This window comes from Sorangium sp. So ce204 (genome assembly GCF_051526795.1).
GTDB lineage: Bacteria > Myxococcota_A > Polyangia > Polyangiales > Polyangiaceae > Sorangium > Sorangium cellulosum_B.
The window spans coordinates 9938525-9957260 of record NZ_CP150317.1; the positions used below are offsets into that span (position 1 = coordinate 9938525).

Genomic DNA, 18736 nt, shown 5'->3' on the forward strand with positions numbered 1-18736 from the left:
CCAGGTCGCTCAGCGGCCCCGGGAAGGCGGGCGCGCCCGGGTGGCGAAGCTCCGCCAGAGCTCCGCTCCACCGCCGAGGGATCGGACCCGATCCGCGCCAGGGCGCGGCCCGCCGCCCGGGGAGAGGCCCCGCTCCGCGCTCGTGCGCCGGAGCGCCTCGCTGGCGTGAGGTCCCGCGCTCCCGCCGCCTCCTCGGAGCAGCTCGCTCGAACCGCCGCGGGTCGCCGCGACCGCCTGCGCGATCGCCTCCGGCGTCGGCGCCGTTCCTGACGGGAAGCGGGCTGGTCCCTCGCTCGCCCCGCCGCGGGTCGCCGCGACCGCCTGCGCGATCGCCTCCGGCGTCGGCGCCGTTCCCGAGGAGAAGCGCGCCGGCGCCTGATCGGGCAACGCGAGCGTCGGCTCCGCGACGGGCGTCGCGCTGCGCCCAGCCGCGGCCGCCTCGAGGTCGTGGGGCGCGGCTGCTCGGACAGCCTCGGCGGCCACGCCGCCGATCGCGGCCGGCGCAGCAGGCTCCACGTCGCTGCTCGTGACCATCGCCGCCGCAGCCGCCTCGACCTCTGCGTCACCGCTGGCGACCGGCGCGCTCGGCGCCGGCAGAGCCGTGGTCACCGGGCCTCCGCTCGCGCCGACCACGACGACAGGCTCGCCGTGCTCTCCGCTGGTGCCGGGGATCGACAGGGACGGCGTCCCCGCGGCAATCAGCGCCGGGGATGCCGCATCGCCGACGCCGCCCTCGAGGTGCCGCTCCGCGACGTTCATCGCCGCGGTAGGGCTGCCCTGCGTGATCTCGCTCGTCAGCTCCGGCGCAGAGGCCGGCGGCTCCTCCGAGGTCTCGCCCGCCAGCGCTGGCGCAGAGGCCGGTGGCTCACCCGAGGTCTCACCCGTCAGCGCTGGCGCAGAGACCGGCGACTCCTCCGAGGGCGATCTCGGCGAGGCCGGCAACGCGCGTGGCACAGCGACCTCGAGGCCGACCGCGAAAGGCTCGAACACCTCGCCGGCGAGCCAGCCCGTGCACATGCGGAGGTTCGCGCCGGACGGGATGTCGCGCACGAACATGTCCCCGAAGAGCGCGTCGATGGCGAGATCCCGCTGCTCGACCACGGGCCGCTCCCAGCTCGGGAGCACCGCGACGACGCGGATCGCGAGCTGCCCTTCCGGGCGACGCGCCCGCGCTCGCGCGAGCGTCCTGGGACGCACTTCCCAGTAGAGGTAGATCGTCTCGTGATCGACCGCGATGCCGACGATCTCGTCGACGTCGTACCGCGCCGGGAGCTCCGCCCGCTCGTCGCGCAAGGCCGCCGCAAGACCCAGCACCTCCCCTGCGGCGACGGGCGACGCCGTCGCTCCGGCACCTGCAGGCGAAGGATCTCGCGGAGGCTGCACCGGAACGCCGCCAGGCGCTCCGGCGACGGGTCCGGGCTCCCCCTGGTGCTCGCTCGCGATGGCGGCCCCGCTTGGCTCGGTCGCGCCATCGTCTCGTGCGATCGGAGCAGGGGAAGCCTCCGCGGCGGCTGCGTCCGCGTCCTCCGCGTCCGCGCCCTCCGCGCCCGCATCCTCCGCGGCTGCACCCGCATCCTCCGCGCCCGCATCCTCCGCGGCTGCACCCGCATCCTCCGCGGCTGCGCCCTCCGCGCCCGCATCCTCCGCGTCCGCATCCTCCGCGGCTGCGTCCTCCGCGTCCGCATCCTCCGCGTCCGCGTCCCGCGCTTCCACGCCTGCCCCCTGCCCGCGTGCCGCGCTCTCGATCAGCCTCTCCCGGAGCCGCCGCGCGTCCTCGTCCTCCGGCGCTCGCGCGAGGATCTCGTCGAGCATCGCGATGGCGCGGTCCGTGTGCCCCTGGGACGCATAGATCTCGGCGAGCGTCGTGGTGGACCGCGGCGGCGGCGGGGGCGGGGGCGGCGGCCACTGCTCCGGCGGCGCCTCGCCGCGCAGCGCGCGCGCGGTCTCCGGCATGTGCAGGCCCCGCTCGACCACGCGCGAGAGCAGATCGCGCGCCCGCCCGAGGAAGCCGCGGAGGCGGGCCCGCTCCGGCTCGCTCTGCGCGGTGCGCGCCACGATCTCGTCGATGAGCTCGACCTTCGTGAGCAGGCGCGGCCGCGGCACCCCGAGCCCCTCGGCGCGCGCTATCAGCTCCTCCCGCGTCAGCCCGTCGAGCTCCCGGCGCTCCATCGCCGCCGACGCTACCACATCCGACGCTCGCTCACCCTCGCCGGACCGCTCAGCGAAACGCCCCCTCCGCCGCCGGATCCGCGCTGATCGACGCGAGCCGCGCGCGCGCCGCCTCGGCGTCTCGCGCGATCTGCGCCTTGAGCTCCGGCAGCCCGGAGAACCGCCGCTCCTCGCGCAGCCGGGCGATCAGGTGCACGCGCAGCGCCGCGCCGTAGAGATCCGCGTCGACGTCGAAGAGGTGCACCTCGAGGTTCGGGCGCGCCTGCCTCGACGCCTCGACCGTCGGGCGGACGCCGAGGTTGGCCACGCCGCGCGCGAGCGCGACCGCGCGCCCCGACGGGGTCACCCGATCGACGAGCGTCGCGTACACGCCGAACGGCGGGAGCGCCTCCTCGATCTCGTCGATGTTGCAGGTGGGGAAGCCGATCGTCCTGCCCCGCCTCGCCCCCTGCGCGACGACGCCGGACAGCATGTGCGGGCGCGACAGCATCCGCTCGGCCGACTCGAGATCCCCGCGCGCGATGGCCGCTCGGACGCGGGTGCTCGACCACGCCCCCTCGGCGTCGCCGACGAGCGGGTGCGATCGCGTCTCGAAGCCGAGATCCTCGCCGAGGCGCCCGAGCGTCGTGAAGTCCCCGGCGCGCCCGCGGCCGAACCGGAAGTTCGCGCCGACCAGCACCACGCGCGCCGCGAGCCGATCGAGCAGCACGCGCCGCACGAACTCCTCCGGCGTCTGGGCCGCGAACGCGCGGTCGAACGTCACCGCGTCGACCCGTATCGCCGGCTGCACGCGCTGGATGAGCTCGATCTTGCGCGGCAGCGCCGTCAGCGTCGCCGGCGGGGTCCGGCCGAGGACGCTCGCGGGGTGCGGGGCGAACGTGAGCGCCACCGGCTCGAGCCCCCGCCGCTCCGCGTCCAGCGCCGCGTCGGCGAGCAGCGCCTGGTGCCCCAGATGAACGCCGTCGAAATTGCCGATGATCACCAGGCTGCCCCGCGGCCCGGCCGCGGCGCGCCCGCCCTGCCCGGAAGCGGCGGCAGCGAAAGACTCCACGGCCGCTACCTAACCCGAAGCAGCGCCGAACGAAATGCGGGTGGACGCAGGCGAGAGCAGCGCCGCCCGTCACGATACGCACGTACAGCCAAGCGATCGCTGTACAGAGTCGCTTGACGTGCCCATGTCCGACTGATAGAGCCGCGCTCCCCGAAATGGGCTGGAGGCGCGCCGTGTTCAAGAGAGTCAGTATCTTCTCCGGCAACGCCAATTTCCCCCTTACCCAGGAAATCTGTCAGGTCCTGGAGCAACCGATGGGGAAGTCGCGCGTGTCGCGCTTCTCGGACGGCGAGACGTTCTGCGTCATCCAGGAGAACGTCCGAGGCGTCGACACCTACGTCGTGCAGCCCACCTGCTCGCCGGTCAACGACAGCGTGATGGAGCTCCTGATCATGGTCGACGCGCTCCGCCGCGCCTCGGCCGGCTCCATCACGGCGGTCATCCCCTACTACGGCTATGCCAGGCAGGACCGGAAGGTCGCGCCGCGGACGCCGATCACCTCGAAGCTCGTCGCCGACCTCATCGTCGCCGCCGGGGTGAACCGGATCGTCGCGCTCGACCTGCACGCCGGTCAGATCCAGGGGTTCTTCAACATCCCGTTCGACCACCTGTTCGCGATGCCGGCGCTGCTGGAGCACCACCTCCGCGAGCACTACGGCAAGGACGTGGTCATCGTCTCCCCGGACGCGGGCGGCGTGGAGCGGGCCCGCGCCTACTCGAAGCGCCTCCAGGGCACGCTCGCGATCATCGACAAGCGCCGCGAGCGGGCGAACGAGAGCGAGGTCATGAACATCATCGGCGAGGTGGCCGGCAAGAACTGCCTCATCCTCGACGACCTCATCGACACCGCCGGCACCCTGGTGAACGCCGCCAACGCCCTGATGAAGCAGGGCGCCAGGAGCGTCGCCGCCTGCGCCACGCACCCGGTCCTGTCCGGGCCGGCGGTCGAGCGCATCAAGGACTCGCCCCTCACCGAGGTCGTTGTGACGAACTCGATCCCGCTCTCGGACGAGGCGAGGGCCTCCGGTAAATTCAAGGTCGTCTCGGTGGCGCGGCTGCTCGCCGAGGCGATCCGCCGCATCCATCACTCGGACTCGGTGAGCTCGCTCTTCGTCTGACCGGCCGCGCGCGTTCGGCGGCGGGACGCACGGCGACGCAGGTCGCCCGCGCCCCCTCGCCAGGACACACCAAAGAACTCACAAAAGACACAAAACGCGCCCTCCGGCGACGAAGGCTCGACTTCCTCTTCTCCGTTCTGCTATAGCGCCGCACCCTACGCCGGGGTGGAGCCGCGCACCGCGGACCCCTGGATCACTTCTGGAGCCGTCGTCATGGACATCATCAAGCTCAACGCCACGAGGCGCGAGGATAGCGGCAAGAGCGCGTCGAGCCGCCTGCGCCGCGCCGGACAGATTCCCGCCATCGCCTACGGGCGCGAGCTCGCGCCGCAGTCGGTCGCCATCTCGCCGAAGGCGCTCCTTCAGGTGCTCGGCTCCGACCACGGCAAGAACTCCGTGGTCGAGCTGGCCATCGAGAACGGCCAGACGCTCACCGTCATGGTGCGCGACTACGACTACCACCCCATCTCGCGGGAGCTCGTCCACGCCGACTTCATCCAGGTGAAGCTCGACCAGCCCGTCGACGTGCAGATCCCCTTCCGCTGCGTGGGCAAGCCGAAGGGCGTGGTCACCGGCGGCGTGCTCCAGCAGATCTTCCGCACGATCCCCGTGCGCTGCCTGCCGGAGAAGATCCCGTCGTTCATCGAGATCGACGTGACCGAGCTCGACCTGGGCGACTCGTACAAGGCCAGCGGGCTGAAGCTGCCGGAGGGCGTGAAGACGCTCCTCGCGGACGACCAGACGATCGCCGTCGTCAACGCGCCCGAGAAGGCTGGCCCCGAGGAAGAGGCGAAGCCCGCCGCCGGCGCGCCTGCCGCGGCCGCTGCGCCGGCCGCCGGCGCGGCTGCCCCCGCGAAGGGCGCGGCCCCCGCGGCCGACAAGAAGGACAAGAAGTAATCCGGGAGCGGGCCGCCTCGCGCCTCCGCACAGCGAGGCGCGCGCGGCCCGCCCTGCCCGCCGCCTCACCTGCTTCGCCTGCCTCACCTCCCCCATTCCAGGGACTCAGCAGAACCAGCTCGTCATGCTGCTCGTGGTCGGCCTGGGGAACCCGGGCAAGGAATACGCTGCTCACCGGCACAACGTCGGCTTCATGGCCATCGACGCGCTGGCCGACGAGGTCCGGGCGGATCCGTTCCGCGAGAAGTTCTCGGGCGTCCACGCGCGGGCAGAGATCGCCGGGCAGCAGGCGATCCTGCTCAAGCCGATGACCTACATGAACGAGTCGGGGCGCAGCGTGCAGCCGGCGATGGCCTTCTTCAAGGTCGCGCCCTCCGAGCTGATCGTGCTCCACGACGAGCTCGACCTGCCGTTCGGCACGGTTCGCCTCAAGGTCGGCGGCGGGCACGCGGGGCACAACGGGCTTCGCTCGATCATCTCGCACGGCGGGACGGGCGACTTCGGGCGCGTCCGCCTCGGGGTGGGACGGCCGCCTGCGGGTTTCCGGGGCGAGGTCGCGGATTACGTCCTGTCGGGGTTCGACGCCGTCGAGCGCGCGAGCCTGCCCGACTGCTTGAAGCAAGCTGTCCAAAGTGTGCTAGAAGTCGCCGCCCGCGGCTTCGAGGCCGCGATGAACGTCCGAAACACCCGGCCCAAGCCGGGCAAGAGGCAGAAGGGCGAGGGGGATGGGTCGACGGATCCAGCCCCCGCCGCGAAGGAAGGGAAGGGTCCCCTCCCCCCGACGCAGAAGCCCTGATCCTCTACGGGACAGCCTGCCGAGCTCGCCGGTGCGTCGCTCGACAGGCTGTTCCTTTCCTCGCTCCGGGGCGCCGCCCCGGGGCCATTGGCCGAGAGGGAAGACTGAATGAGCCGACAGGTAACGGCGCCCGGGCGCGCCAGAGAATACGAAACGATCTACATCCTGCGACCTGACATCGACGCCGACGGCGCCGAGCGGATCGGGTCGCGCCTCGCCGAGGTCGTCGGGCGCGAGTCGGGCCGGCTGACCAAGGTCGAGACGTGGGGGCGCCGCCGCCTCGCGTACGACATCGCCAAGCACCGCCGCGGCGTTTACGTGTACCTGAAGTACCTCGGGGGCGGGAAGGTCGTCTCCGAGGTCGAGCGCAACCTGCGCCTCTCCGACGGCGTGCTGAAGTACCAGACGGTGCTCGTGCGCAACGACGTCGAGGTCGAGGGCGTCACGATCGCCGACGAGGACGTGAAGTTCGAGCGCCTCGAGCTCACGCCGCTGGAGGACGACCGCGACGATTCGCGCGAGCGCCAGCTCGGCCTGATCGAGCCGGAGCGCCGCATCGACCGGAGCTCCGAGCAGGCCCCGGCGGGCGATCTCGACGATGCCGAAGAGGCTGAGGCGGAAGGCGCCGCCGACGAGGAGGAGAGCTGAGCTATGAACGGCCGCAACAGTGACATGGGCCGCAACGGCGGCGCTGACTACGACGATCGCGACTTCGGGCGCACGCCCGACCTGAACGCCGACGCCCCCGGGCGCCGCCGCACGGGCCGGAAGCGCGTCTGCCGCTACTGCGCGGACAAGGCGCTGGTCATCGACTACAAGGACCCGCAGGCGCTCAAGTACTTCATCTCGGAGCGCGGCAAGGTCGTCCCGCGCCGCATCAGCGGCAACTGCGCGCGCCACCAGCGCAAGGTGACCCTCTCGATCAAGCGCGCGCGCAACATCGCGCTCTTGCCGTTCACCGTCACGGCGTAGGAGGTCGATCATGGCAACCCACATCCATGTGGTCCTCACGGAGGACCTCCACAACGTCGGCAAGAGCGGCGAGCTCGTGAAGGTTCGCCCCGGCTTCGCGCGCAACTACCTCATCCCGCGCGGCCTCGCGGTGGGCGCCACCGCCGAGAACGTGTCCCGCATCGAGCACGAGAAGCGGGTCGCCGAGTCGCGCGCCGCCAAGACGCGCTCCGAGGCGGAGCAGCTCGCGTCCAAGCTCAACCAGGTCAAGCTCACGATCAGCCGCCCGGTCGGCGAGGGCGACAAGCTGTACGGCTCGGTCACGGCGCGCGACATCGAAGAGGCGCTCGCCGCGCAGGGCTTCAGCGTCGACCGGCGCCGCATCGAGACCGACGCGATCAAGTCGCTCGGCGCCCACCCCGTCGTGATCCGCCTCGCCCCGTCCATCACGGCGTCGGTCGAGGTCACGGTCGCCGCCAAGTAGCGCGGCGCCAGGGAGCGCGGCTCGACCCGCGCTCCCGCGGCGCTCCCGCGCTTCCCCTCCCCTCTCCAGCCGCCCCCGCGCGCCTCTTTCGGCCGCCCCCGCGCGCCTCCTTCGGCCGCGCCCCCGCGCCTCGTTCGGCCGCGCCCCCGCGCCTCGTTCGGCCGCGCCCCCGCGCCCCTTCAGCCGCGCTTCCGCCTCACCCACGCCCGCGCGACGTCGTGCCCCCGCGCCACCGCGCGCAGCATGAGCGCCCCGTCCCCCCACCGCGCTCGCTCCTCCCAGACGAGGCTCGCCAGCATCCCGGCGCAGAAGGCGTCGCCCGCGCCCGTCGGATCGTGCGGGCGCACCGGGCGCGGCGCGACGGCGCGCTCGCCCCCGGGGCCGAGCAGGAGCGTCTCCCGCGCGCCATCGGTGACGACCAGCGTCGCCTCGGGGCGGAGGCGCTCGCGGAGCGCGCGCGCCGTCGTCCCCAGCACGTCGAGATCGCCGGCGCTGCACTTCACGAGGTCCGCCTGCCCGAACAGGCGGAAGCAGCCACGCACGCCTGCGCCGGAAACCGGCGCGGCGCCGGCCTCCGCGCCGGGAACGGACGCGGCGCGCTCGGCGCGCGGCCACATCCGCGGGCGCGCGTTGACGTCGACCGCGACGGCGCACCCTTCGCGGCGAGCGCTCGCGGCCGCCCGCGCGAGCGCGCCGCTCGCCCCGCGCACCGGCGCGATCCCGGTGAAGTGCACGACCCGGGTCTGCCATCGTTCCGGCAGCGCTAGAGCGAGCGCCTGCGCCTCGCTCTCGCCCTGCCTGTACCCGGCGAAGCGCGCCTCGCCGCGCTCGATCGCCACGAGCATGAGGCCTGTGCGCGCCGCGCTCAGCGAGAGCCGTCCCACGTCGACGCCGGCCGCCGCGACCTCGTCCCTCAGCCCGCGCCCCATCGCGTCATCGCCCAGCGCGGCGCACAGCCCCGAGCGTATCCCGAGCCGGACGAGCGCCGTCGCGGTGTTCACCGCCCCGCCCCCCGGCACACGGCGCAGCAATTTCGCTTGCTCGAGCGGAATGCCTTCGGGCGCATAGAGATCCCACAGCGCTTCACCGACGCAGACCACCTCGGCGGGCTCAATCCTTGTATGGCGTGTTTTGTGATCCACAATGGCGGCTCCCCGCGATGGCTCACGCCGAGGCGCGAAGCGTCATCGCAGCTGAGTCAAGCGCGAAAAGAAATGGCGATGAGACCGGGGTTGCTCAATTTCCATACCTCGCCGGCGGCAGCGCCTCGCCGCGAGGCCCCACGGCAACGACCGCCGAGGAGGCCTCCGCGAAAGCGTCCGAGCGAGCCTTCGAGCCTGCGTCCGAGCAAGCCTCCGAAGATGCCTCCGATCATGGAAGAGCGCCCCCTCGACGTGGAACCTGCATTGGGATGCCGACCGCACGAACGCTCACTGCAATGCAAACAGAAACCCTTCTCAGGGCTGCCCATGTTCTGGTAGACGGAAACCGACCCTGCACCCGACGCCCCGGAGGAACGTTTCCCCTCCGGGGCGTCGCCCATTTCGGCACCTGTGGAAAAGCTCGGGGCGGGATGGGGGGAATCGGTGGGGAGGAGAAGCACGGATGATGAGAATGATGGAGCGCCGGGGCCAGCGGCCTCAGAGGATCGAGCCTCCCATCGTCGCCGGACGCGTGCCGCCGCACGACCTCGACGCCGAGGCGGCGGTGCTCTCCGCCATCCTGCTGCACCGCGACGCGCTCGATCGGGTGCTCGAGATCCTGAAGGCGGACCACTTCTACAGCGAGGCGAACAGCCGCGTCTATGAGGCCGCGCAGGAGCTCGCGGCCGCCGGCACGCCCATCGACATCGTCTCGGTCGCGTCGTGGCTGCGCGACCGGGAGCGCCTCGCCCAGGTGGGCGGCGCGGCGTACCTCGCCCAGCTCGCGGACGCGACGCCCGCGGTCGCGCACGTCGCGGCGCACGCGCGGGTCGTCTACGAGAAATGGCGCGTGCGGCAGCTCATCGCCACGTGCCAGCGCGTCGCGGCCGAGGGGTACGGCGACGTCGGGGTGGTGCAGGAGTTCATCGACGGCGCCGAGCAGGCGGTCTACCAGCTCGCGCGCACGCCCCAGGGGACGGCGACCCAGCCGATCGCCCAGGTGCTCAAGGCCGCGTTCGAGCAGATCACCGCCGCCGCCGAGCGCGGCGACCGGATCACCGGCATCTCGACAGGGTACGAGAAGCTCGACGCCAAGACGGCGGGCCTGCACGACGGCGACCTCTCGATCATCGCCGCCCGCCCCGGCATGGGCAAGACGTCGTTCGTCCTCAACCTCGCCGTGAACGTGGCGTCGCCGCGCACGGTGAGCTCCCCCGGGCCGGACCAGTCGGGGCACGGCGTCGAGCGGCACGACCCCGGCTTCGGCGCCGCCGTCTTCTCGCTCGAGATGCCCCGCGAGCAGCTCGCGACACGTATGGTCTGCAGCGAGGGGCGCGTCGACGTCGGCAAGCTCCGCCAGGGCTTCCTCCAGCCCGACGACTGGCGCCGCCTGACCGAGGCCGCCTCGTTCCTGTCCACGCTGCCCATCTGGATCGACGACACGCCGGCCATCACGCTCCTCGAGCTGCGCGCCAAGGTGCGGCGCATCCAGGCCGAGTACGACCGGCCGCCCAGCGACGGCAGCTCGGGGCGGCGCATCGGGCTCGTCGTCATCGACTACCTGCAGCTCATGAAGGGCCGGGACGGCGTGGCCAGCCGCGAGCAGGAGATCAGCGAGATCTCCCGCGGGCTCAAGCAGCTCGCGAAGGAGCTCAAGGTGGCGGTCATCGCGCTCTCCCAGCTGAACCGCGCCGTCGAGACACGGACCACCAAGGACAAGCGCCCTCAGCTGTCGGACCTCCGCGAGTCGGGCGCCATCGAGCAGGACGCCGACAACATCATCTTCATTTACCGCGACGAGTACTACAACCCGGAGACGACCAACCACAAAGGCATCGCCGAGATCATCGTCGCCAAGCAGCGCAACGGGCCGACGGGCAAGGTGCTCACGCGGTTCACCTCGTCGTGCACCCGGTTCGACAACCTCGCGCCCGGCGACTACCCGGAGATGGTCGACGACGAGTAGGCTGCGACGCACGACATGACCGCCTGGTACGTCCCTGCCCTCCTCGCCGCGCTCTGCATGGCCGGTCACTACCTGATGCTGCGCGCGGCGGCAGGCCGGATCGGAGACGTCCTTGGCGCGCTGTGCCTCGAGGGCACGGCGGCCGTCGGGATCCTCGTCTTCCTCCTCATCCGCCCTGGCGCGGAGACGCCTCCGACGGCCCAGGGGGTGCTCTGGGCCTGCGCCGCCGGCCTGTGCATCAGCGGCGTCGCGACGCTCACCTTCATGGCGCTCCGCATCGGCGGTCCGGTGACCGCGACGGGGCCGATCGTGTTCGCCGGCGGCATCGCGATCGCCGCGCTCTTCGCGCCGCTGCTCTTCGGCGAGGTGTTCACCGCGCGCCGCGCGCTCGGCGTCGGCCTGGGGCTCGCCGCCCTCTTCGTCCTCGCCACCGAGCGCTCCTGACCCAAGGCGCGCCGCGGCCGCGCATCGGAGTCGGAAGAGGATCGATGACCCGCTCGCCCGAGTGCCCCCGCACCCCCAGAAGCCCCGCGGGGCGCGCGGCGCGCCTCTTCGCGCTCGCGCTCGCTTCCGCGACCTGCGCGCCGCCCGTGCAGGGCGGCAGCGTCGTCGTGTCCTCCGGCGCTGTCGAGCGCCTCGGCATGCTCTGCCGGTGGGGCCGCGGCGGCGCGGAGCAGGGTGATCTCTGCCCGACGGACGGCGGCGCCGCGCGGCCGGCGCGCGTCCGGCGGATCGCGGGGCCCGCGGACGCGCTCTCCGGTCCGCTCGCGGCGGGGCGGCCCGGCGACTACGTGCTCGAGAACGACGAGATCGCCGTGGTCGTCGATCAGCCCGGCCCCGGGGCTGGCCTCGCCGAGAGCGGCGGCAACCTCGTCGACGCGGCGGACGCGCGGGCGCGCCGCGACGAGCTCGGGCAGATCGTCACGCGGCTCGGCGCGCCGCCGCGGCAGGTGATCTACCGCGACATCACGACGGGCGGCGGCGAGGACGGCGCCGCCTGGATCGAGGCGCGCGGCGAGGTGCGCAGGCGCGATCTCGCCGGCGGCGCGCTCTCCGTCACCACCCGCTACACGCTCCGGCCGCGCGACCGGGCGGTCATGATCACGACGTCGCTCCGGAACGACGGCGACCGCCCGGTCGAGGCGCTCGACCTCGGCGACGTCGTCCACTGGGGCGCGGCGGAGCACGTCGCGCCCGGCATGGCGCCGGGGCTCCGCGGCGAGCACGAGGCGCCGTACCTGGCCGGCGTCGGGGCCGGCGTCGCGTACGCGCTCGCCCCGGTGGATGGCGCCGCGGTCCGCGCGCGGAGCGGCGAAGGCTTCAGCGACGTGACGTTCGCTCGGCAGGCCGCGCTGCCGCCCGGCGGGCGCGCCGCGTACCAGCGGATCCTCGCGATCGCGCCGCGCGGCGACGCGCTCGCCGTCGCGACGGAGCTCTTCTTTCTCGGCGGCGGCGCGCCCGGCGGCGTCGCGCTCGAGCTCGTGGACGGCCGCGGCGCGCCGCTCCCGCCCCTCGCCGGCAAGGCGACGTTGACGCCGATCGCCGAGGCCGAGGACGGCGCCGCGCCGCCCGCCGCCGCGCTCGATCTGTGGCTGCGAACCAGCGATGGCGCGCCGCTCGCCGCCGAGGCGCCGCCCGGCCTCTACCTCGTCGGCTTCGAAGGGAGCGGCCGCCGCGCGCTGGGGGGCGCGCGGATCCGGATCCGCGCTGGCGAGATCGCCCCCGTGCGGCTCACGCTCTCCGGCGCCGGCCGGCTCTACCTCGGGGTGCACGAGGGCGGCGCCTCCGCGCCCGCCGCGGACCCCGATCCCCTCGGTCCGCTCGCGCCGGCGAAGGTCAGCCTCTTCGACGCCGCGACCGGCAAGGCCCTCTCGCCGCCCCGGCTCGCGCTCCTGGGCGAGCTCGATGTCTCCCTTCCCCCTGGGCGAGTCCGGGTCGTCGCCTCGCGCGGGCCCGAGTATGCGCTCGCCGAGGCGACGGTCGACATCGCGGACGGCGGAACGTCGCGGCTCGATCTCACGCTGGAGCGGGTGGTCGACACGTCGGGCTACATCGCCTGCGACCTCCGGCAGCACACGGCGCGGAGCGCCGACGCGGGCGTCTCCTCGGCCGCGCGGCTCGTCTGGAACGCGGCGGAAGGCGTGGAGTGCGCGGTGGCGAGCGAGCACAACCTCGCCTCGGACCTCCAGCGGGACGTCGCCGCGCTGCGCCTCGAGGCGCGGCTGCGCATGCTCCCGGGCGTGGAGCTCACGAGCGGCCGGAGCGGCGCCGGGCTCGGGAGCCTCGGCGTGTTCCCGCTCGGCGGGGAGGCGGCCGCGCCCCGCGAGGGCGCGCTGCGGTGGGTCGACGAGACCGCGAGCGAGATCCTCCGCGAGGTGCGCGCGCTGCCCGGCGAGCGCGTCGTCCAGGTGAGCCGGCAGCACGGCGGCGGCTCACCGCTGCACGGATCCGGGGCGCCGCAGGCCGCGCCGGATCAGGGCCCGAGCCTGCTCGCGCAGATCGTCGGGGACGGCGCTGGCGCCGACGCCGTCGAGGTCTGGACCGGGCGTGACGCGGCCGCGCGGGACCGCGCGCTCGAGGATCTCTGGGTGTTGCTCCGCGCGTCCCGCCCGGTCACGCCGACAGCGACCAGCGACAGCCACGGGCTGCACGGCGCGGAGGCGGGTACCCCGCGCACCTACGTCGCCGTGGCCGACGATGATCCGGGCCGGCTCGACGTGGCCGATCTCGTCGCGGGCTTGCGGCGCCGTCGCGACGTCGTGATCACGAACGGCCCGTTCGTGACGATGCGCCTCGGCGACACCCGCCAGGGCGGCGTCGCCTCGGTGCGGCGCGGGTCCCGCGGCGGGCCGCTGTCGCTCTCGATCCGCGTCGAGCGCGCCCCGTGGGTCGACGCGCGCGAGCTCCACGTGCTCGTCGGCGGCGTCTCGAGCGGCGCGCCGATCCCGCTGGAGGGCGCGCGCACGACGCCCGCGGGCGCGCTCCTCGACGAGATCGCGATCCCCATCGTCCTCGGGGCCGGCGGCGGGCGACGACCGCCGCGGCCCGACGCCCGCGCCGGCGCGGCGCGCGGCGACCGCGGGTCCGGGCAGAGCGCGCGCGGCGCGATCTCCGTCGCCGAGGACACCTTCGTCGTCGCGATCGTCCGGGGGCGTCGCCCGCTCGAGCCGGTGCTCGCGGGGGACCCGGGCGAGATCCTGCCGTTCGCGATGACGGCGCCGCTCTGGATCGACGCCGACGGCGACGGCCGCTCCCTCGGCCGCGCCGCGGCGCCGTGAGCGCGGCGAGCTCCGTGGCGCGCCGGGCACGGCAGCGCAGCCCCGCGGGAAGGAGGGCAGCACGCGTTGCTGCGAGCCGGCCGGCAGCTGACCTCGCGCGGCGCTCGCCGGGGTCGGCTCAGCTCACGAGCTCGCCGCCCCTCGCGCCGCCTCCTGTCCCTCTTCTTCACCCACCGCCGGTTCCTCCGTCTCCCGCCCGCTCGACCCCTGGCCCGCGGGCGCCCCGCCGTACCGCTTGCCGGCCCGCTCCGAGGCCTTCAGCACGGGCCCGCGGATCGTCTCGATCGCCTCGATGGGCGCGTCGGAGAGCTCCAGGTTGGAGAGCACCGCGGACACGACCCGGAACCACTGGCTGCGCGCCGCCGCGATCGTCGCCTTGGTCACCGGCGCCGTCTTCTCCTTCGCGGCGAGCTCGTCCCGCCGGTGCTCGATCGCCTCGAGCTCCTTGCCCGTCGTAATCCACCGCTGCGCCGTGTGGAGCAGCGTCGTCTTCCCGGGCGCCGGGATCCCCTTCAGGAACTCGCCGATCGACGGCTCCTCGTCGAGGAGCCGGGCGACACGCGCGGTGTTGCCCGCCTCCGCGGTCGGCGAGGCCTTGATGATGGTGAGCCCCTTCGGGAACAGCTTCGGCTGCACCTGGTCGCAGGTCGCGGCGCGCTCCCTGTCCGGAGGGTCCTCTCCGAGGCAGTGCTCGCGGTGCGCGTCGATGCCCCAGCAGACGGCCTTGGCGAGGTGATCGTGGCGCTCGTCGATCCGCGCGAGCTCATCGTTCAAGGCGTTCATCTCGCCCGACGGCCCCGCCTTGGTCGGGCGCACCGCGAGCACGGCGTCGTGGGCCGCGACCGCCTTCGGGTGCAGGCCGGCGATCTCGGGGATCGAGAGGAACAGCCGCTTCCGCTGCGCGTTCTCGACCCACGGGGACACGAGCGCGACCATCTCTTCGATCATCAGGTGCTTCAACATCGCGTAAGACCTCCTTGACCGGGGTACAGCGTCCGGCCAGGAGATCGCGGAGCTGCAGAGCCCGTCAAGCGACCCGCCGGTTCGCGACGGCGCAGGACCGACCCGGCCGGTCAAAAAGATGCTGTCCCGGAGGTCACGACCAGCGCTGGCGCTCGTCGCGAGGCCGCGGACAGGTCGCGATCGAGCGCGGAGGATCTTTTCGGCCCGGGAACAGGTCCCGATCGAAAGAAATGGATCTTTTCATACAAACGGCGTGGTCTCGACCAGGCCATCGGCTCAAGAGGAGCCTCGCGATGGGTCGAGACCACGCGGGGGGCCTCCGAACGAGCGGCCGGAGGGGTCGAGACGCCTCGGCAGCACACCGGTTGATCCAATGAGCAGCGCGTACCTGGTACGCCGACCGGCTCGCGGAGCGCGGCGACGAAGCGGGCGATGCTCCTTGCCTCGGTGATCATGGTGACGAGCTTCATCCAGCCTTTGCACGCCGGGCACTCGAGCACGTCGACGGCAGAGGTGCAGCGAAACAGCTCGGCGCGGTTTGTCGAAGGCGCGATACCCGCTGCGCTTCGGCACGCCCGAGATGGTCGACGAGCGAAGGTCTGGGACGTTCGACCTGCTCAGGCGCTCCGCCTGGCGTCCATAGCCGGGGACTTGTGGATGGAGTAGTGTGCACATCGCCCGAGGATCGGGCGCTCACGAGGAGCTCGCATGGCCATCCGCCGCAACTTCGACATCCGGAACCTCGTTCGCGAGCTCGCCGAGAACAAGGTGAGCGCGCTGGAGATCCTTCGCGAAGCGCTCTCGAACGCGAAAGATCACGGCGCGGAGCGGGTCTGGGTGAAGACGGCCAAGGACCAGCGCAACGAGGTGACGGTCACCATCGCCGACGACGGCGAGGGCATGGACAGAGAGCGCCTGGAGGCGTTCTGGGGCGTTGGAGCGTCGGCGAAACCGACGTCGACGCAGCCGATCGGGTACAAAGGGCATGGAACCAAGCTCTTCTTCGACTGCCGACGGCTCTCGGTCGCCACTCGCACCAGCCCTTCCGATGCCTGGTGCGCAACCACGCTCGACATGCCATTCGAGAGGGCCGAAGCTGATATTCCCGAGCACGCGCTGGGGCCCGAAGATCTCCTTTACCAGGAGATCGAGGAGATCGGGCTCCAGGAGGCGACCGGCACGATCATCCTCATCGAGCAAGTTCGTTTCGAGGATCGGGCCGAGCTGCTCAACCGGACGAGGGTGGAATCCTACTGTGACTGGTTCACCGCCGTGGGAGACATCCGCTCCGGGCTCTACGATAGGCGAGTTGATTTCCACCGGGCTATCGCGACGCAGGATCCGATGCTCGACGACCTGCGGCCGCAGGACAGCGAGATCCGTCCGATCGAGGTCCGACTCCGGACCAACGGGGAAAAGGCATACTATCCCATCGGCCTGGGACCGACGAACCGGGACAAGGAGTTCTTGCTGGCCTGGAAGGACGACATCGACGAGTTCAGGAGCCAGCCCGGGCTGCTCGCCTATGGCCACCGCTTCGCAGACACCTACGAGAGCACCGTCGGCGCGACCCGGGTGCGCGACGACACGAGCGCCATCCGGCTCACCTCGCCCGCCAACTGGACGACCGAGGACGGGATCGCCATCGTGGCGCGCGTCGAGGGGCATCGCCGCCAGCTCCAGACCTATATGGAGGCGATGTGGTCGGGGCATCCCGGCATCTACGGCTTCGAGCAGCGCTTCGGCCTCTGGCTGTGCCGAGACTTCATCCCCATCACCCAGCGGAACGATCTGCTGCGCAAGGCGCTCGATCGAGCCGCGTCCTCCAGGCTACGGTTCGAGATCACCAACCTGCGAAATTGGAAGGTGTTCATCAACCACCAGAGCTTCCGCCTGACCGCCAACCGGAACGACGTCTCCAACAAGGCGAGCCTCGAGGCGAAGATCGAGGATGCGCTCGTGGCCGTGCTCGAGCAGGCGCTGCGGCAGGCGAGCTTCCGGGAGTGGGTGGAGCGACTGAAGAGCGCGACCCTCGAGCGGCGCAAGGACCGAGAGATCGCCCAGATGGCGAAGCGGCTCGACGATGTGGAGCAATGGATCGGCCTGAGCTCGAAGAAGGATGGCATCGATCCGATGGAGGTCAGAGGGCTGCCCGAGCTCGGCGAGGATCACTCCCTCCTCCTCAAGGCTCCACGCTCGGAGCAGGAGCTCTTCTATGTGTACGGGCTGATCTCCGGGCGCTTCGAGATGCCGATCCACATCATCGAGTACGACGCGACAGAGGGCGTCGACGCGATCGGCAAGCTCAGGGAGCCGAGGCTGCTGAGCGACAAGAAAGCGCATGTCCGGGTGGAGTTCAAGCTGGACGTATCAGCGAACAACCCCATACATCACTTCTTCGAAGCGATCGACGTCATCATCTGCTGGTCGGTCGGACGGGTCGGAGACATCTACGAGGAGAGCTCCGCAGGGATCGGCAGGCTACGGAAGCGGGCAAAGAGCGCGCTCGTGCCCCCGCTCGACACGCATGAGATTGTCCATGAGGTGAACGGACGAGAGCGAGTGATTCCGATTCTGGAGCTCTCGTCGCTCTTCCCGCCGACAGCAGGGCGCCGGAAGCGCGCCTGAGGCGTGCGAGACCGACGCGACGCTGACCGTGGGTTACGACTGGCTGGCCGGCGTCCCCGAGCTGGTGAAGAAGCTCATCGCCGCCGCGAGCACGGTCCCGGCGGCCGGCCGCACGGCCGAGCCGTGAGCGCGACGGCGCCCGCACCGCGCGCCCAGCGGCCTGCACAGCGCGCGTCGGTTTTCGTTTGCCTCCCGCGCGCCCGGGCAACATGGACCGCGGCGCATGCGAACCGAGCGGCTCGCCGCTGACGCGGCATCCATCGCACGGGCCGCCGAGATCCTCCGCCGCGGGGGGCTCGTCGCCTTCCCCACGGAGACCGTGTACGGCCTCGGCGCGCGCGCCGACGACGCGCGCGCGGCGCGGGGCATCTTCGAGGCGAAGGGGAGGCCGCCCGGCAACCCGCTGATCGTCCACGTCCCCGATGTCGCGTCCGCCCGCGCCCTCGCGGACGGCTGGCCGCCGGACGCGGAGCGGCTCGCACAGGCCATGTGGCCGGGGCCCCTCACCCTGATCGTCGCGCGCCGGCCCGACCGCGTCGCCGACGTGGTCGCCGCCGGCGGGCCGACGGTCGCGATCCGCGTCCCCGTCCACCCGGTCGCGCGCGCCCTGCTCGACGCGGTCGGGCTGCCGATCGCCGCGCCGAGCGCCAACCGCTCCACCGAGATCTCGCCGACCACCGCCGAGCACGTCGAGAAGAGCCTCGGCGGTCGCATCGACGCGATCCTCGACGGCGGGCCGACCGCCGTCGGCATCGAGTCCACCATCGTCGACGTCACGCGCTCGCCGGCGCGGGTGCTCCGCCCGGGGCACGTCACGGCCGAGGCCATCGCCGCGCTCGTGCCGCTCGCGCCGCTCCAGATGACCGCCGGGCTGATCACCGCCCCGGCCGAGCGCGCCCCGTCCCCGGGGACCCACGCGCGCCATTACGCCCCCCGCGCGCAGGTCGCGCTGGTCCCCGCGCAGGCCGTCCGCGGCGAGCTCGCTCGCGCCGCGCAGGCCGGGTCGCGCGCCGGCGCCGTCGAGCACGGCCGCCGAACCGCGACCGGGCCGCACGCCGAGCTCCTCCCCGGCGATCCCGCCGGCTATGCCGCGGCGCTCTACGCCGCGCTGCACCGGCTCGAGGACGCCGGCTGCGACGTGATCGTCATCGCCGCCGTGCCCGAGGATCCCGCGTGGGACGCGGTGCGCGACAGGCTGACGCGCGCCTCCGCGGCGCCCTGAACGAGCGCCAGCACGCTCAGGGCACGAAGCCCGCCCATCGGGTCACCAACGTCAACGTGGACGTGAACATG

General features: G+C 72.7%; 15 protein-coding genes. 11 read left to right on the forward strand and 4 right to left on the reverse strand.

Translation table 11 applies throughout. The annotated features are described in order from the left end of the window. Nucleotides 1-9: 9 nt before the first annotated feature. Nucleotides 10-2187: a hypothetical protein gene (locus tag WMF22_RS37295; RefSeq protein WP_438032842.1), complete on the reverse strand. Its 2178-nt coding sequence runs from the start codon at nucleotides 2185-2187 to the stop codon at nucleotides 10-12. A gap of 31 nt (nucleotides 2188-2218) precedes the next feature. Further along, nucleotides 2219-3220 (reverse strand): riboflavin biosynthesis protein RibF, encoded by a 1002-nt coding sequence (ribF, locus tag WMF22_RS37300; protein ID WP_438032843.1) that lies wholly within the window; start codon nucleotides 3218-3220, stop codon nucleotides 2219-2221. Between the two features lie 155 nt (nucleotides 3221-3375). Between ribF and WMF22_RS37305 the strand changes: the two genes are divergently transcribed. The 6 genes from WMF22_RS37305 (at nucleotide 3376) to rplI (ending at nucleotide 7466) form a co-directional block, all read left to right on the forward strand. Further along, nucleotides 3376-4338 (forward strand): ribose-phosphate pyrophosphokinase, encoded by a 963-nt coding sequence (locus WMF22_RS37305; RefSeq protein ID WP_437764627.1) that lies wholly within the window; start codon nucleotides 3376-3378, stop codon nucleotides 4336-4338. A 213-nt stretch (nucleotides 4339-4551) separates the two neighbouring features. Then, nucleotides 4552-5235 carry a 50S ribosomal protein L25/general stress protein Ctc gene (locus tag WMF22_RS37310; RefSeq protein ID WP_437294706.1) on the forward strand — a complete coding sequence of 228 codons (684 nt, stop codon included), beginning with the start codon at nucleotides 4552-4554 and terminating at the stop codon, nucleotides 5233-5235. A 124-nt stretch (nucleotides 5236-5359) separates the two neighbouring features. After that, the gene (gene pth / locus WMF22_RS37315; protein WP_437294707.1) at nucleotides 5360-6031 is read left to right on the forward strand and encodes an aminoacyl-tRNA hydrolase; all 672 of its coding nucleotides are present in this window, start codon (nucleotides 5360-5362) and stop codon (nucleotides 6029-6031) included. 108 nt (nucleotides 6032-6139) lie between these two features. Beyond that, nucleotides 6140-6679, forward strand: coding sequence for a 30S ribosomal protein S6 (gene rpsF / locus WMF22_RS37320; RefSeq protein WP_437294708.1), 540 nt, complete (start codon nucleotides 6140-6142; stop codon nucleotides 6677-6679). Between the two features lie 3 nt (nucleotides 6680-6682). Next, nucleotides 6683-7003: a 30S ribosomal protein S18 gene (gene rpsR, locus WMF22_RS37325; protein ID WP_272104372.1), complete on the forward strand. Its 321-nt coding sequence runs from the start codon at nucleotides 6683-6685 to the stop codon at nucleotides 7001-7003. Between the two features lie 10 nt (nucleotides 7004-7013). Continuing rightward, nucleotides 7014-7466: a 50S ribosomal protein L9 gene (rplI, locus tag WMF22_RS37330; protein WP_012239547.1), complete on the forward strand. Its 453-nt coding sequence runs from the start codon at nucleotides 7014-7016 to the stop codon at nucleotides 7464-7466. A 179-nt stretch (nucleotides 7467-7645) separates the two neighbouring features. Here rplI and WMF22_RS37335 read toward each other — a convergent pair whose 3' ends face one another. Then, on the reverse strand, nucleotides 7646-8566 hold the full coding sequence (locus WMF22_RS37335; protein ID WP_437294709.1) for a PfkB family carbohydrate kinase: 921 nt from the start codon (nucleotides 8564-8566) through the stop codon (nucleotides 7646-7648). Between the two features lie 505 nt (nucleotides 8567-9071). On the opposite strand from WMF22_RS37335, the gene dnaB reads away from it, so the two are divergent. From dnaB to WMF22_RS37350, 3 genes are read left to right on the forward strand one after another with little or no spacing between them, the layout of a single operon-like run. Continuing rightward, nucleotides 9072-10574, forward strand: a complete 1503-nt coding sequence (gene dnaB / locus WMF22_RS37340; RefSeq protein WP_437294710.1) for a replicative DNA helicase — start codon at nucleotides 9072-9074, stop codon at nucleotides 10572-10574. A gap of 15 nt (nucleotides 10575-10589) precedes the next feature. Further along, nucleotides 10590-11018, forward strand: coding sequence for a hypothetical protein (locus WMF22_RS37345; RefSeq protein ID WP_437294711.1), 429 nt, complete (start codon nucleotides 10590-10592; stop codon nucleotides 11016-11018). A 44-nt stretch (nucleotides 11019-11062) separates the two neighbouring features. Next, nucleotides 11063-13852 carry a CehA/McbA family metallohydrolase gene (locus WMF22_RS37350; protein WP_438032844.1) on the forward strand — a complete coding sequence of 930 codons (2790 nt, stop codon included), beginning with the start codon at nucleotides 11063-11065 and terminating at the stop codon, nucleotides 13850-13852. A gap of 123 nt (nucleotides 13853-13975) precedes the next feature. Here the strand turns inward: WMF22_RS37350 and WMF22_RS37355 are convergent, their stop codons facing one another. Beyond that, nucleotides 13976-14815: a hypothetical protein gene (locus tag WMF22_RS37355; RefSeq protein ID WP_437294713.1), complete on the reverse strand. Its 840-nt coding sequence runs from the start codon at nucleotides 14813-14815 to the stop codon at nucleotides 13976-13978. Nucleotides 14816-15523: 708 nt separating this feature from the next. Here WMF22_RS37355 and WMF22_RS37360 point away from each other — a divergent pair. Beyond that, nucleotides 15524-17443 (forward strand): ATP-binding protein, encoded by a 1920-nt coding sequence (locus WMF22_RS37360; protein WP_438032845.1) that lies wholly within the window; start codon nucleotides 15524-15526, stop codon nucleotides 17441-17443. 223 nt (nucleotides 17444-17666) lie between these two features. Next, on the forward strand, nucleotides 17667-18665 hold the full coding sequence (locus WMF22_RS37365) for an L-threonylcarbamoyladenylate synthase (RefSeq protein ID WP_438032846.1): 999 nt from the start codon (nucleotides 17667-17669) through the stop codon (nucleotides 18663-18665). Nucleotides 18666-18736 lie beyond the last annotated feature (71 nt).